Source organism: Micromonospora sp. CNZ297, assembly GCF_007827625.1.
Window position 1 is genome coordinate 80,992 of sequence record NZ_VISU01000006.1, and the last position, 13,338, is coordinate 94,329.

Annotated in this window: 13 protein-coding genes; 5 read left to right on the forward strand and 8 right to left on the reverse strand. The window is 71.9% G+C overall.

What is annotated here, in order from left to right; genetic code table 11:
- Nucleotides 1–24: 24 nt before the first annotated feature.
- Nucleotides 25–2,166 (reverse strand): ATP-dependent DNA helicase, encoded by a 2,142-nt coding sequence (locus FB454_RS13360; protein ID WP_013288838.1) that lies wholly within the window; start codon nucleotides 2,164–2,166, stop codon nucleotides 25–27.
- A gap of 124 nt (nucleotides 2,167–2,290) precedes the next feature.
- Here FB454_RS13360 and FB454_RS13365 point away from each other — a divergent pair, with 124 nt between their 5' ends.
- Nucleotides 2,291–2,797: a DUF402 domain-containing protein gene (locus tag FB454_RS13365; RefSeq protein ID WP_013288837.1), complete on the forward strand. Its 507-nt coding sequence runs from the start codon at nucleotides 2,291–2,293 to the stop codon at nucleotides 2,795–2,797.
- Between the two features lie 6 nt (nucleotides 2,798–2,803).
- Here FB454_RS13365 and sigJ read toward each other — a convergent pair whose 3' ends face one another.
- Nucleotides 2,804–3,757 carry an RNA polymerase sigma factor SigJ gene (gene sigJ / locus FB454_RS13370; RefSeq protein ID WP_145823012.1) on the reverse strand — a complete coding sequence of 318 codons (954 nt, stop codon included), beginning with the start codon at nucleotides 3,755–3,757 and terminating at the stop codon, nucleotides 2,804–2,806.
- A 187-nt stretch (nucleotides 3,758–3,944) separates the two neighbouring features.
- Between sigJ and FB454_RS13375 the strand changes: the two genes are divergently transcribed.
- The 3 genes from FB454_RS13375 (at nucleotide 3,945) to FB454_RS13385 (ending at nucleotide 6,681) form a co-directional block, all read left to right on the forward strand.
- On the forward strand, nucleotides 3,945–4,895 hold the full coding sequence (locus FB454_RS13375) for a PPK2 family polyphosphate kinase (RefSeq protein ID WP_013288835.1): 951 nt from the start codon (nucleotides 3,945–3,947) through the stop codon (nucleotides 4,893–4,895).
- Between the two features lie 150 nt (nucleotides 4,896–5,045).
- Nucleotides 5,046–5,672 (forward strand): DUF47 domain-containing protein, encoded by a 627-nt coding sequence (locus tag FB454_RS13380; RefSeq protein ID WP_013288834.1) that lies wholly within the window; start codon nucleotides 5,046–5,048, stop codon nucleotides 5,670–5,672.
- A 4-nt stretch (nucleotides 5,673–5,676) separates the two neighbouring features.
- Complete coding sequence (locus tag FB454_RS13385) at nucleotides 5,677–6,681, forward strand: inorganic phosphate transporter (RefSeq protein ID WP_013288833.1); 1,005 nt, start codon at nucleotides 5,677–5,679, stop codon at nucleotides 6,679–6,681.
- A 43-nt stretch (nucleotides 6,682–6,724) separates the two neighbouring features.
- On the opposite strand, the gene FB454_RS13390 is transcribed toward FB454_RS13385, so the two are convergent.
- Nucleotides 6,725–7,693: a Gfo/Idh/MocA family protein gene (locus FB454_RS13390; protein WP_013475100.1), complete on the reverse strand. Its 969-nt coding sequence runs from the start codon at nucleotides 7,691–7,693 to the stop codon at nucleotides 6,725–6,727.
- Between the two features lie 124 nt (nucleotides 7,694–7,817).
- Nucleotides 7,818–7,955, reverse strand: coding sequence for a hypothetical protein (locus tag FB454_RS35360; RefSeq protein ID WP_232236700.1), 138 nt, complete (start codon nucleotides 7,953–7,955; stop codon nucleotides 7,818–7,820).
- 277 nt (nucleotides 7,956–8,232) lie between these two features.
- Between FB454_RS35360 and FB454_RS13400 the strand changes: the two genes are divergently transcribed.
- Nucleotides 8,233–9,060 carry an NUDIX hydrolase gene (locus FB454_RS13400; protein WP_013288830.1) on the forward strand — a complete coding sequence of 276 codons (828 nt, stop codon included), beginning with the start codon at nucleotides 8,233–8,235 and terminating at the stop codon, nucleotides 9,058–9,060.
- 70 nt (nucleotides 9,061–9,130) lie between these two features.
- On the opposite strand, the gene pstB is transcribed toward FB454_RS13400, so the two are convergent.
- The 4 genes from pstB to pstS are packed head-to-tail and all read right to left on the reverse strand — an operon-like array spanning nucleotide 9,131 to nucleotide 13,243.
- Nucleotides 9,131–9,907, reverse strand: a complete 777-nt coding sequence (gene pstB / locus FB454_RS13405; RefSeq protein ID WP_013288829.1) for a phosphate ABC transporter ATP-binding protein PstB — start codon at nucleotides 9,905–9,907, stop codon at nucleotides 9,131–9,133.
- Nucleotides 9,908–9,927: 20 nt separating this feature from the next.
- Nucleotides 9,928–11,016: a phosphate ABC transporter permease PstA gene (gene pstA / locus FB454_RS13410; protein ID WP_013288828.1), complete on the reverse strand. Its 1,089-nt coding sequence runs from the start codon at nucleotides 11,014–11,016 to the stop codon at nucleotides 9,928–9,930.
- Nucleotides 11,013–12,098, reverse strand: a complete 1,086-nt coding sequence (pstC, locus tag FB454_RS13415; protein ID WP_013288827.1) for a phosphate ABC transporter permease subunit PstC — start codon at nucleotides 12,096–12,098, stop codon at nucleotides 11,013–11,015. Before pstC ends, pstA begins: the two co-directional genes overlap by 4 nt.
- A gap of 41 nt (nucleotides 12,099–12,139) precedes the next feature.
- The gene (gene pstS, locus FB454_RS13420) at nucleotides 12,140–13,243 is read right to left on the reverse strand and encodes a phosphate ABC transporter substrate-binding protein PstS (protein ID WP_013288826.1); all 1,104 of its coding nucleotides are present in this window, start codon (nucleotides 13,241–13,243) and stop codon (nucleotides 12,140–12,142) included.
- Nucleotides 13,244–13,338 lie beyond the last annotated feature (95 nt).

The window sequence follows — 13,338 nt, forward strand, 5'->3', positions numbered from 1 at the left end:
ACCCCGTCCGGGGAGGCGCGGGCGTCAGCTCTTGGCGAGCCGTTCCAACGCGCCCCGGGCCACCTCCGGCCGGGTGGTGTACCAGAACGGCGGCAGCGACCGGCGCAGGAAGGGGCCGTACCCGCGTGCCGTCTCCAGCCGCGAGTCGAGCACCGCCACCACGCCCCGGTCGCCGGTGGCCCGGATCAGCCGGCCGACACCCTGGGCCAGCCGGACCGCCGCGATCGGCACGCTCACCGCCGCGAAACCCGAGCCGCCACCGGCGTCCACAGCCGCCGCCCGCGCCGCCGCGAGCGGCTCGTCCGGACGGGGGAACGGCAACCTGTCGATCACCACGAGCTGGCAGGCGTCGCCCGGCACGTCCACCCCCTGCCAGAGCGACATCACCCCGAACAGGCAGCTCTCCCGCACCTCGCGGAACCGGCGCACCAGCAGCGGCAGCGCCTCCTCGCCCTGGAGCAGCACCGGCAGGTCGGTCCGCGCGCGGACCAGCTCCGCCGCCTGCTGCGCGGCCCGTCGCGACGAGAAGAGCCCGAGGGTACGACCACCGAGCGCCTCGACCAGCGCCAGCAGCTCCTCACCTGCCGGTCCGGGCAACCCGGAGACGCTGGGGCGGGGGAGATGCGCGGCGACGTACAGGATGCCCTGCCGGGCGTAGTCGAACGGCGAGCCGACGTCGAGCGAACTCCAGCCCGGCCCTTCGGTCGCCGGGACGGTGCCGACCGACGCGCGGCTGCCCTCGGCGGCGGCCACCGGCGTGACCGGGGAACGGCCCGCGGCGGCAGCGGTGGCGATCGCGGCGGCGGCCGGTGACGGCGGGGCGGGCGGAGGCGCGTCCAGCCCCAGCGCCCGGGCCACGGTGTCGAAGCGGCCGCCCAGCGCCAGTGTCGCCGAGGTGGCGACCACTGTGCGCTCGTCGTACAGGTGGGTGGCGAGCGTGCCCGCCACCGACAGCGGCGCGACGACGAGCGCCCGGCGGCTGCCGTTGTCCGGCTTCTCGACCCAGGCGACGTCGTGGTCGGCCTCCTCCAGCAGCCGCTGGGCGGTGGTGGACAGCTCGTCCAGCACGGCCTTGGCCTGCTGCTTGCGTACCGGATCGGGGTCGTCGGCCTTCACGTCGCCGATCCCCTCCAGCGCGGCCCGGGTCGCCGAGTCCAGCAAGGTGCACGCCTCGCGCAGCGCGGGCGGCAGACCGGCGGTGAGCCGCCCGGCCGGCGCCTCGGCCAGCCCCACGGCGAGCGCGTCACCGGCCTCGGTGAGCCGTTCGGCCACGTCCGGGCGCAGCAGGGGCCGCGCCCGCCGGGTGGACCTGTCGATCAGCTCCGGCACCAGCTCGGCCTGGGCGGCCGACGAGACCCGGTCGGCCAGTTCGTGCGCCTCGTCCACCACGAGCAGCCTGTGCGGCGGCACGATGTGCCGCCCGGCGAGCATGTCGACGGCGAGCAGGCTGTGGTTGGTGACCACGATGTCGGCCTCGCGGGCTCGCGCCCGGGACGCCTCCGCGAAGCACTCCTGCCCGAACGGGCAGCGGCTGGCGCCCACGCACTCCCGGGCCGGCATGGAGACGCTGCGCCACACCTGGTCGTCCACGCCCGGATCCAGCTCGTCGCGGTCGCCGGTGGCGGTCTCCTCGGCCCAGTCGCGCAGCCGCTGCACCTGCTTGCCCAGCCGGCCCGCCTCACCGAGCCACTTGGTGCCGCCGTTGCCGGAGTGCGGCGCGTCGAACAGCGCGTCGTCCGGCTCGTCCTCGACCGAGCTGTCCAGCCGGGCCAGGCACAGGTAGTGGTGACGGCCCTTCAGCACGGCGAAGGTCGGGCGGCGGCCCAGCACCGGCTCGACCGCGTCGGCCAGCCTCGGCAGGTCGTGCTCGACGAGCTGGGACTGCAACGCCAGTGTGGCGGTGGAGACCACCACCGGCCCGTCCACTGTGAGCGCCGGAGCGAGGTACGCCAGGGACTTGCCGGTGCCCGTGCCCGCCTGCACCAGGAGATGCTCGCCGGAGGCGATGCTGCGCTCGATCGCCTCGGCCATCTGCTGCTGACCCGGCCGGGCCGCGCCACCCGGAACCGCGCCCACCGCGGCGGTCAGCAACTCCCCGGCACCGGCGCGGCCCTTGCGGCGCTTCTTCGGGACGGCCGGGCCGGTGGCGGTGCGGGACGGGGTCACCGTGCGACCGTACCCGCCGGCACCGACGGGGGTCCGGCCGCTCCGACGGCGTGGCGGGACGGCGGGTCGCGTCCGGTTACCTCCCGATCGCGTGGCGTGGCCGGAATCGGTTAGGGTGCCAGGCATGCCGAGCGATGTGGTCCGCGTGATCTACCGCAAGTACGACGGCAGCGCACACCGCGACTACCCGGCCCGCCGGCTCGCCGAGGACGATCTCGGCGTCTGGCTCGGCGTGCCCGCCGGCACCGAGTCCGTCTACCACGGCCGCCCGTCGGTCGAGCAGATCCCGTTCGTCCTGCTGGTGCCGCACCACGGGTGGTGGACCGGCATGTTCAACCCGCCGCCGCGCACCAGCGAGGTCTACTGCGACATCGCCACCCCGGCCCGCTGGGAGGGTGAGGAGACGGTCCACCTGATCGACCTCGACCTGGACGTGGTGCGCCGCCGTGAGACCGGCCTGGTCGAGCTGCGCGACGAGGACGAGTTCGCCGTGCACCGGGCCCGCTGGGGCTACCCGGACGACGTGGTCACCGAGGCCGAGGCCGCGTCCCGCTGGCTGCTCGGCGCGCTCGGTGACGGCACCGAGCCGTTCGCCACGTCGTACCGGAAGTGGCTCGCACTGGTGGTCTGAGCCGGTTCACCAGCGCGGCGGCCAGACGGCGTCCGGCCCCAGCGGCGGCAGCTCGCCGACCTTGGCCGGGTTGAGCTGGTTGAACACGCCGGTGACCCGCCCCTCGTGGATCGCGAACGAGGTGACCATCCGAATGGTTCGCCCGTCCCGGTGGAAGAACTCCGTCTGCCATCCCAGCGTGCCGTCCACCAGCACCGGGCGTCCGCGCAGGCCACCCCGCTGCCGGGCCTGGCCGTAGAGGCCGAGCAGCAGGCGGCCGACCGACTCCACACCGACCACCGGCCGGCGACCGGCCGGGAAGTGGCCGCCGGCGTCGCCGATCGACACCACGTCCGGGGCGAGCACGCGGACCAGCTGCTCCAGCTCACCCGACTCCACCGCGGCGGCGAACGCGGCGAGCACCCGCCGCTGCTCGGCCAGGTCGGCGCTGTGCCGGGGCGCGTCCGGCCCGTGCACCGCCCGGCGGGCGCGCGACGCCAGCTGACGGGCCGCCTCCGGCGTCACCGCGAGCACGTCCGCCACGTCGGAGAACGGCACCGCGAACACGTCGTGCAGCACGAACGCCACCCGCTGCTCCGGCGTCAGCCGTTCCAGCACCACCAGCAGCGCGGTGCCGAGCTGGTCGGCCCGTACCGCCCGCTCGGCCGGGTCGGGCGCGAACCCGTCCGCCGCCGGCGCCGCTGTCACCACCGGCTCGGGGAGCCACTGACCGGGGTACGCCTCCCGGCGCACCCGGGCGGAGCGGAGCACGTCCAGGCAGATCCGGGAACAGGTGGTGATGAGCCAGCCCCGCAGATCGCGTACGCGGGCGCGCTCCCCCGGGTCGCTCAGCGCGCCGGAGAAGCGAAGCCAGGTCTCCTGCACCGCGTCCTCGGCCTCGCTGCGGCTGCCCAGCATCCGTTGCGCGACCGCCAGGAGACGCCCTCGTTCCGCCTCGAACTCCCCCGCAAGCTCGTCCACCCCCTCATTCTCCCGCCCCACCGCCCGTCACGGCACCCGCCCACCCTCGCCGGCACCCCGCCCACCCTCGCCGATCTTGCACTTGCCGCCCCGGCAAACGGTGCTTTCCGGGCGTACCAGGGGCCGCAACTGCAAGATCGACGGGGCGGGGCGGGCGGGGAACGGCTCCGGGGGTGAGGATCGGGGGATGAGTGAGGTGGTGGGGCCCGACGGCGGGCCTATGCGGGAACTGCTTCGGGTGGGGCCGGGCACTGTCGATCTGGCGGCTGTCGATCCCCGGTCGACGCCGGGGCTTCCGGTGGCGGCCGGGCACGGGCCGGCGCGCAAGGAGTGGGCGCGGGCCCAGGTCGAGCTGATCGGCGCGGAACTGGGGCGGCAGCAGGAGATGCTGTACGCCTCCGCGCAGGGCGCCGCCGGGCCGGGCAGCGCCACCAGCGCGCCGGCGCAGGCGGACGCCGGGCTGGACGGCGACCGGCCGCGCCGGGTGCTGCTGGTGCTCCAGGCGATGGACTGCGGTGGCAAGGACGGCACGGTCAAGCGGGTGGCGGGCGCGATGAACCCGCTCGGGTTGCACATCCGCTCGTTCGGGCCGCCGACCGAGGAGGAGTTGCGGCACGACTTCCTGTGGCGGGTACGCCGGGCGCTGCCGCCACCCGGGTACGTGGGCGTGTTCAACCGCTCCCACTACGAGGACGTGCTCATCGCCCGGGTCGAAGGGCTGGTCGACGAGGCGACCTGGCGGTCCCGGTACGCGATCATCAACGATTTCGAGCGGGAACTGACCGAGCAGGCGGTCACAGTGGTGAAGGTCATGCTGCACATCTCGTACGCCGAGCAGGGCGAGCGACTGATGGAGCGGCTCACCGACCCGACGAAGTTCTGGAAGTTCAACCCCAGCGACCTGGACACCCGGGCACGCTGGGGCGACTACCAGGACGCGTACGCCGAGGCTCTGGAGCGTTGCGGCACGGACGCCGCGCCCTGGTTCGTGGTGCCGGCGGACCGCAAGTGGTATCGGGACTGGGCGGTCGCCCACCTGCTGCGGGAGACGTTCGGCGGGTTGGATCTGGGGTATCCGCCTGCCGATTTCGACGTCGAACGGGAGCGTGACCGGTTACGGAGCCAGCGCCGTCCGTGATCAGGTGAACGGAAGGTGAACGAGCGGTGAATCGGGCCTGACCAGGGGTGGGCCGATCGAAAGTGGGTTCGGCGCGGTCCCTAGCATGCGCAGAGCAGACGCCCGGGGGGGCGACGGCCACCCTTCCACCGACACGACGAGGTCCGTGCTGTGAAGTTTTCCTTCCGTCCCACCGAGGGCGCCTTCTACGAGCTCTTCACCAGGGCCGCGCAGAACCTGGTGAAGGGGACCGAACTGCTCAACGAGCTGGGTCTGCCCGGTGCCGACGTGCAGTCGATCAGCGAGCGGCTGACCGACATCGAGCACGACAGCGACCAGATCACGCACGAGCTGTACAAGAAGATCAACTCCACGTTCATCACGCCGTTCGACCGGGAGGACATCTACCGGCTGGGCTCGCTGCTCGACGACGTGATGGACCACCTGGAGGCGGTCGGCAACCTGCTCTACCTGTACGGCCTGACCAAGCTCCCGTCGCTCCCGCGCGAGCTGCACGAGCTGGTCAACGTGCTCGACCTGCAGGCCAAGCTCACCGCCGAGGCGATGCCCCGGCTGAAGTCGATGAAGGATCTCGAGGACTACTGGATCGAGTGCAACCGGCTCGAGAACGACGGCGACCAGGCGTACCGGATGCTGCTGGTCCGCCTCTTCTCCGGTGAGTACGACGCGCTCACGGTGCTGAAGATGAAGGAGGTGGCCGACGAGCTGGAGGCCGCCTGCGACGCCTTCGAGCACGTCGCCAACACCGTCGAGACCATCGCGGTCAAGGAGTCCTGATCCAGTGACACCCGAACTCATCGCCGTGCTGGCGGTGATCGCGGTCGCCATGGCGTTCGACTACACGAACGGCTTCCATGACGCGGCCAACGCGATCGCCACCAGTATCTCGACCCGGGCGCTGACCCCCCGGATCGCGCTCGCGCTGGCCGCCGTCGGCAACTTCGTCGGCGCGCACTTCGGCGCCGGGGTGGCCAAGACGGTCGGCGACGGGCTGGTGACGTTGCCGACCGGGGTGGAGAGCCTCGGCGTGGTCTTCGCCGGCGTACTCGGCGCGATCATCTGGAACCTGATCACCTGGTACTTCGGCCTGCCGTCCTCGTCCTCGCACGCCCTCTTCGGCGGCCTGGTCGGCGCCACCCTGTTCGCCGCCGACGGCATCGTCCAGTGGGGCACCATCATCGAGAAGGTCCTCATCCCGATGGTGCTCTCGCCGGTGGTCGGCCTGATCCTCGGCTTCCTGATGATGCTGGCGATCATGTGGCTGTTCCGGAAGGGCCAGCCCGGCAAGCTCAGCCGTGGCTTCCGGTGGGCGCAGACCGCGTCCGCCGCCGCCATGTCGGTCGGCCACGGCATGCAGGACGCCGCCAAGACCATGGGCATCATCGTGCTCGCGCTCTACACCGGCGGTTTCCAGGAGAGCAAGACGCACATCCCGGGCTGGGTCTTCTGGACCTCCGCCGCGATGCTGGCCGCCGGCACGTACGCGGGCGGCTGGCGGATCATCCGGACGCTCGGCCGGAAGATCATCGACCTCGGCCCGGCCGAGGGCTTCGCAGCCGAGACCGTGGCCAGCGCGGTGCTCTACTTCAACGCGCTGGTGCTGAAGGCCCCGATCTCCACCACGCACACGATCACCTCGGCGATCATGGGTGTGGGCGCGACGAAACGGCTCTCCGCGGTGCGCTGGAACGTGGCCGGCAACATCGTGATCGCCTGGATTATCACGTTCCCGGCCGCCGCCGCGATCGCCTGCCTCGCGTACCTGCTGGTCCGGCCCTTGTTCTGAGTGACCTGACGCCGAGGGGTTCCCCGCCGTGGCGGGGGACCCCTCACGCGTAGGAGACGCCGATCCGGGCCTTGATGTCGTCGATCAGGCCCATCACCTCGAGCGTGGCGGAGTGCGGGACCAGCGGGCTCTCGGTCAGCCCGGCCGCCAGGCAGCGCTGCACCTCGATCGCCTCGTACTGGTAACCGCCGCCGGTCAGGTCCGCCGGGATCGTCTCCGGCTCGGCGCCGGCCCGGTGCAGCACCACGTGCGCGGGCCGGAAGAACAGCTCGGGCAGGTCGATCCGGCCGGTCGTACCGGTGATCGACGCGGAGATCTCGGTCGCGCCGACCATGCCGCAGCTGAGCGTCGCCACCGCGCCGGAGTCCCAGCCGAGCACCATGCCGGTGTTCTCGTCCACCGCCTCCGGGGTCAGCTTGGCCCACGCCTGCACGTGCTGCGGCACGCCGAGCACCAGGTGGGCCAGGCTCAGCGGGTAGACGCCGAGGTCCAGCAGCGCGCCGCCGCCGAGCGTGCGGGCCCGCATCCGGTGCTCCGGCGGGAACGGGCCGGCCACGCCGAAGTCCGCCCGTACGTGCGTCACCTCACCGATCGCGCCGTCCCGGATCAGCTCCAGCACCCGCAGGATCAGCGGGTTCGTCCGCATCCACATGGCCTCCATGAGGAACAGCCCTCGGGCGCGGGCCGTCTCCACCAGCTCGGTGGTGGTCGGCAGGTCCAGCGTGCACGGCTTCTCCACCAGCACGGCCTTGCCGCCGGCCAGGCAGGCGAGCGCCGCCTCGTGGTGCGCGGCGTGCGGCGTTGCCACGTAGATCGCGTCCAGGTCCGGGTCCGCGGCCAGTTCCGCCCACGAGGCGTACGCCCGCGGCACGTCGTGCCGGCGCGCGAACAGTTCGGCGCTCTCCCGGGTACGCGAGCCGACCGCGACCAGCTCGGCGTCCGGCACCAGCCGCAGATCCTCGGCGAAGCGGGCGGCGATGTTTCCGGTGGCCAGGATTCCCCAACGCGTCATGCCGGGCACGCTATCCCTTCCCGCTCCGGGGCCGGCAGGGTGATCCACCCGTCGGGACGTCAGGCGGTGCCGTGGGTGTCGGCGGCGGCCCGGGCGGCCCGTTCGATCATCGCCCGACGCACCGTCAGCGTCGGCTGGTCTCGGTCAGCACGTGGACCATGACGTTGAACAGCTTGACGTCGTGCCGCTTCGCGGTGAACACGTAGCGTGAAGACTGCGCAGAGTGACGGCTGCCGCCCTCCTCCTCGTCGAAGCTAGGCACCGAAAAGCGATCAACCGGACATAAGTCGGCGCTGGCGCGAGCTGGACTGACTACCTCTCGCCGACTTTGCTCTGCAGCCTCATGCGCACCGATCACGGACGGTTGCCGATGCGGATCTGGCTGCAGAGCAAAGGCGGCAGAGGGGTGTCTGTTGCTCCGGGGCCGAAAACTACGCATCGTGACCAGACGGCGCGGTCGGGGAGTGTGGGTGAGGCGGCGTGCGTCTCCGCCCGGCCGCCGCCGGGCCGGGCCGCCCGTCGCGAACTAGGCTCGGCGCATGACGATCGACGGCTTCGCCGCACCCCCCGCCCTGGTGGAGCACGCCCGCCGGTTCCAGGCCGAGGGCGCCGTACCAGCCGTACCCCGGGTCGCCGCCACCGTGCTGCTGCTCCGCCCGGCCGGCGACGGCTTCGAGGTCTACATGATCCGCCGGGTGGCGGCGATGACGTTCGGCGGCATGTACGCCTTCCCCGGCGGCGGGGTGGACCGCTCCGACTCGGAGGCGCACCTCGGCTGGGCCGGCCCGGACCCGGCGGCGTGGGGTGAGCGCCTCCGGCTCGACCCGGCCGCCGCGCAGGCAGTGGTGTGCGCCGCCGCCCGCGAGGTCTTCGAGGAGGCGGGCGTGCTGCTCGCCGGGCCGGACCCGGACACCGTGGTCGGCGACGTGAGCGGAGACGACTGGGAGACGGCCCGGCAGGATCTGGAGGGACGGCGGGTCGGCTTCGCGGACCTGCTGGCCGGTCGGGGCCTGACGCTCCGGTCCGACCTGCTGCTGCCGTGGAGCCGGTGGATCACCCCGGAGTTCGAGCCGCGCCGCTTCGACACGTACTTCTTCGTGGCCCTGCTGCCCGAGGGGCAGCGGACCCGGGACGTCTCCGGCGAGGCCGACCACACGCTGTGGCTGCGCCCGGCGGACGCCCTGGCCCGGACCGAGGCCGGCGAGCTGACCATGCTGCCGCCCACAATGGTCACGCTCGCCGAGGTCGCCGCCGCGGGCGACCTCGCCGGCGTGGCCCGCGCTGCGGCAGAGCGAGAGCCGGGTACGCCGATCCTGCCCCACATCGACGGCCTGGACGGTGCCGAGCCCCGCTTCCGCCTGAGCTGACCTCGGCCGGCGGTGTTAAGAGGGGCCCCTTCCTCTACCGGAGGCGTTAACAGGGGCCCCTCCTTACACCTCAGCCGAAGCGGCCGGTGATGTAGTCCTCGGTCTTCTTCTGGCTCGGGTTGCTGAAGATCTTCTGGGTGTTGTCGTACTCGATCAGGCGCCCCGGGTCGCCGGTCTTCTCGATCGAGAAGAAGGCGGTTCGGTCCGACACCCGCGCGGCCTGCTGCATGTTGTGCGTGACGATGATGATGGTGAACTTGTCCTTGAGCTGGAACATCAGGTCCTCGATGGCCAGCGTGGAGATCGGGTCCAGCGCCGAGCAGGGCTCGTCCATCAGCACCACCTGCGGCTCGACAGCGATGGTGCGGGCGATGCAGAGCCGCTGCTGCTGACCGCCGGACAGGCCCGCGCCGGGCTTGGCGAGGCGGTCCTTCACCTCGTCCCACAGGTTCGCCGAGCGGAGCGCCCGCTCGGCCGCCTCCTCCAGGATCGACTTACGCCGCACGCCGTTGAGCCGCAGGCCCGCCACCACGTTCTCGAAGATGCTCATGGTGGGGAACGGGTTCGGCCGCTGGAAGACCATGCCGATCATCCGGCGGACCGCCGTGACGTCCACGTCGCGGTCGTAGATGTCCTGGTCGTCGATGGTGAGGCTGCCCTCGACCCGGGCGCCGGGCAGCACCTCGTGCATCCGGTTGATCGACCGCAGGAACGTGGACTTGCCGCAGCCGGACGGCCCGATCAGGGCGGTGACGGTCTTCGGCTCGACGGTCAGGTTGATGTTCTCGATCGCCTTGAACCCGCCGTAGTAGGCGGTCACGTTCGTGGCTTCGATGCGCTTGGCCATGGTGGCGGTACCTCCAGGGTTCATCGGCCGAGCCGGTTACGACGGGCCAGCAACTTCGCCGCGACGGTGAGGACGAGGACGAGGGCGACCAGGGTCAGCGCCGCGGTCCACGCCCGTGCCGGCGAGTACTTCGACGCCTCGCCTGCCTGCTGGTAGACGAAGAGGGCCAGCGACGACTGGTTGTTCTCGAACGGGTTGAAGTTGATCGCCGCGCCGCCGCCGGCGACGAGCAGCACCGGGGCGGTCTCACCGGCGGCCCGCGCGATGGCGAGCATGATGCCGGTGACGATGCCGGGCAGCGCGGTCGGCAGCACGACCCGCAGGATGGTCTTCCACTTCGGTACGCCCAGGGCGTACGCGCCCTCGCGCAACGGCGCCGGCACCAGCCGGAGCATCTCCTCGGTGGAGCGGACCACTGTGGGCAGCATCAGCACGCTCAGCGCCAGCGCGGCGGCGAAGCCGGAGAAGCCCGGCCGGCCGTCGTTGAACCACGGCGAGACGACCAGCACCCAGAAGGCCAGCACGAACAGGCCGGTGACGATCGACGGGATGCCGGTCATCACGTCCACGAAGAAGCGGATGGTGAACGCGAACCGGCCCCGGCCGTACTCGACGATGTAGATCGCGCAGAGCACGCCGAGCGGCACCGTGATCAGGGTGGCGATGCCTACCTGCTGCAACGTGCCGACGATCGCGTGGTACGCGCCGCCGTTGGCGTCCCGCGAGCCGATGTTGTTCATCGAGGTGCCGAAGAAGTTGGCGTCCAGCCGCTCGGAGCCCTTGCTGACAAGCGTCCAGACCACCGAGGCCAGCGGCAGCACCGCCAGCACGAACGCGGAGTGGATCAGCGCGCTCCAGGTGCGGTTGCGGGCCGACCGGCGGCCCTCCACCGCGTTGGCCGCGGCGAACAGACCGGCCAGGTAGAACAGCGCGCCGACCACCACGACCAGGACCGGGCCGCCGATGCCGGCGCCGTACACCAGGGCCGCCGCGAGCAGCAGTGCCGCGACGGCGATGGCCGGAGCGGCGTACGCGGGAAGCCGCCTCGCCCGCAGCGTGGCCGGCTGGGCCGGCGGGCGCGGGCGGCGGGGGGTGAGGGTAGTGGTCATGCGGCCGACTCCGTGAACTCGCGCCGCCGGTGGATGATCGCCCGCGCGGTGATGTTGACGATCAGCGTGATCGCGAACAGCACCAGGCCGGAGGCGATGAGTGCGCCCCGGCCGGTGTCGTTCGCCTCGGCGAACCGGTTGGCGATGTTCGCGGCGATCGAGTTGCCGCCGCTCTGCAGGATGTTGAACGAGATGGCGTACGTGGAGCCGAGCGTGAGCGCCAGCGCGATGGTCTCGCCGAGCGCCCGGCCCAGGCCGAGCATCACCGCGGCGATGACGCCGGGCCGCCCGTACGGGAGGACCGCGGTGCGGATCATCTCCCAGCGGGTGGCGCCGAGCGCGAGCGCGGCCTCCTCGTTGGCGGTCGGGGTCTGCCGGAACACCTCGCGGGACAGCGAGGTGACGATCGGCAGCACCATGATGGCGAGCACCACCGAGCCGAGCAGGATCGAGTTGCCGTACGGGCCGTCGCCGAAGATCGGGATCCAGCCGAAGTACCTGTTCAGCCACGCGGACAGGTCGGCGACCGGCTGGGCGAAGTAGTCCCGGCCCCAGAGGCCGAACACGACGCTCGGCACGGCGGCCAGCAGGTCGATCAGGAAGCCCAGGGCGTTGCCGAGCCGCCGGGGCGCGTAGTGCGACAGGTACAGGGCGATGCCCAGCGCGACCGGCACCGCCATGAGCAGCGCCAGCAGCGAGCTCAGGACCGTGCCGAAGGCGAGCGCGCCGATGCCGAACTGCGGCGGGTCGTCGTTCGGGAACCAGCCCTCGAACGTCCAGAACGACTCGGTGTTGGCCCGCAGCGCCGGGACGGCCTTGGCGATCAGGAAGATCGCGATGGCCGCGATGACCACCAGGACCGTGGTGCCGGCGGCCAGGGTCAGGCCGCGGAACGCCCGTTCCGCGCCGAAGGCGCGGGCCCGAGGGAGGGCGCCGCCGCCGCCGAGGCCACCGTCGGGGCGGCCCGGGTTACCGGGGCGCTCGGCCACACGCGCCGAGGCACCGGCGGGTCGCTCGTGACTCGTGGTCACGGGGTTCCCGCCGGTGCCGGCGTGGGCCGAGCGGTGAGGGGTGTCACCCATCTGCTCGCTCGCTTCGTGTTGAGGAGGTGTCGGTCAGAGCGTCAGGAGAGGCTCTTGACCGCGGCCTCGACCTTGGTGCGGACGGTCTCGGGCAGCGGCGCGTAGCCCAGCTCGACGAGCTCCTTCTGCCCCTCGGCGCTGGCGGCGTGGCCGAGCAGGCCCTTGACCAGCGGCAGCTTGTCGGCGGCGAGGCCCTTGCTGCAGACGATCTCGTAGGTCGCCAGGACGATCGGGTACGCCCCGGCCTCCTTGGTGTTGTAGTCGATCGACATCTTCAGGTCGTTGCCCTGACCCTCGAACTTGGCGCCCGCGATGGTCTTGCCGGCCGAGTCGCCGGTCAGCTCGACGAACTCGCCGTTGCCGTTCTTGATCTTCGCCATCTTCAGGTCGGAGTTCTCGGCGTACGACCACTCGACGTAGCTGATGGTGCCGTCGGTGCTCTTGACCTTGCTGGCCACACCGTCGGACTTGGCCGCGCCGACGCCGCCCGGGGCCTTCCACGCCTTGGAGTTGCCGAGCGTCCAGTCCGCCTCGGCGGTCTTGGAGAGGTACTTGGTGAAGTTGTCGGTGGTGCCCGACTCGTCCGAGCGGTGCACCGCCTGGATCGCGGTCGACGGCAGCTTGGCGTCCGGGTTGTCGGCCTTGATCGCCGCGTCGTCCCACTTGGTCACCTTGCCGGCGAAGATCTTCGCCAGGGTGGCCGGGCTGAACTGGAGGTTGTCCGCGCCACTGACGTTGTAGACGACGGCGACCGGGCCGATGACCATCGGCAGGTTGAGCGCCTGGCCGCCGGTGCACTTGGCGTCGGCCTGCGGCTGCTCTTCCGGCTTGAGGGCGGAGTCCGAGCCGGCGAAGTCGGCGGTGCCGGCGATGAAGGCCTGGATGCCGGCGCCCGAGCCGCTCGGCTCGTAGTTGATCGTGGTGCCGGCGCACTTCTGCTGGTAAGCCTTGATCCACTCGGCCATGGCGTTCTTCTGGGCGGAGGAGCCCTGCGCGTTCAGCGTGCCCGTCGCGCAGTCCACCGCGGCGGCGGAACCGGAGGCGGAGGCACCGGCCGGCTCGTTGTTGTCCGAGCCGCAGGCGCTGAGACCGAGAACCGCGGTAAGAGCGAGACAGGCGATGGCGCCGTGCCGCTGGAGCTTCACTTGAGGGGTTTCCCTTCACGTCTTTGGTCAGGTCGCCCGGAGTGCCGGGGGCCGGCGCTGACCGGCTGACACGAAAGGTAGGAGGGCCAGGTGGA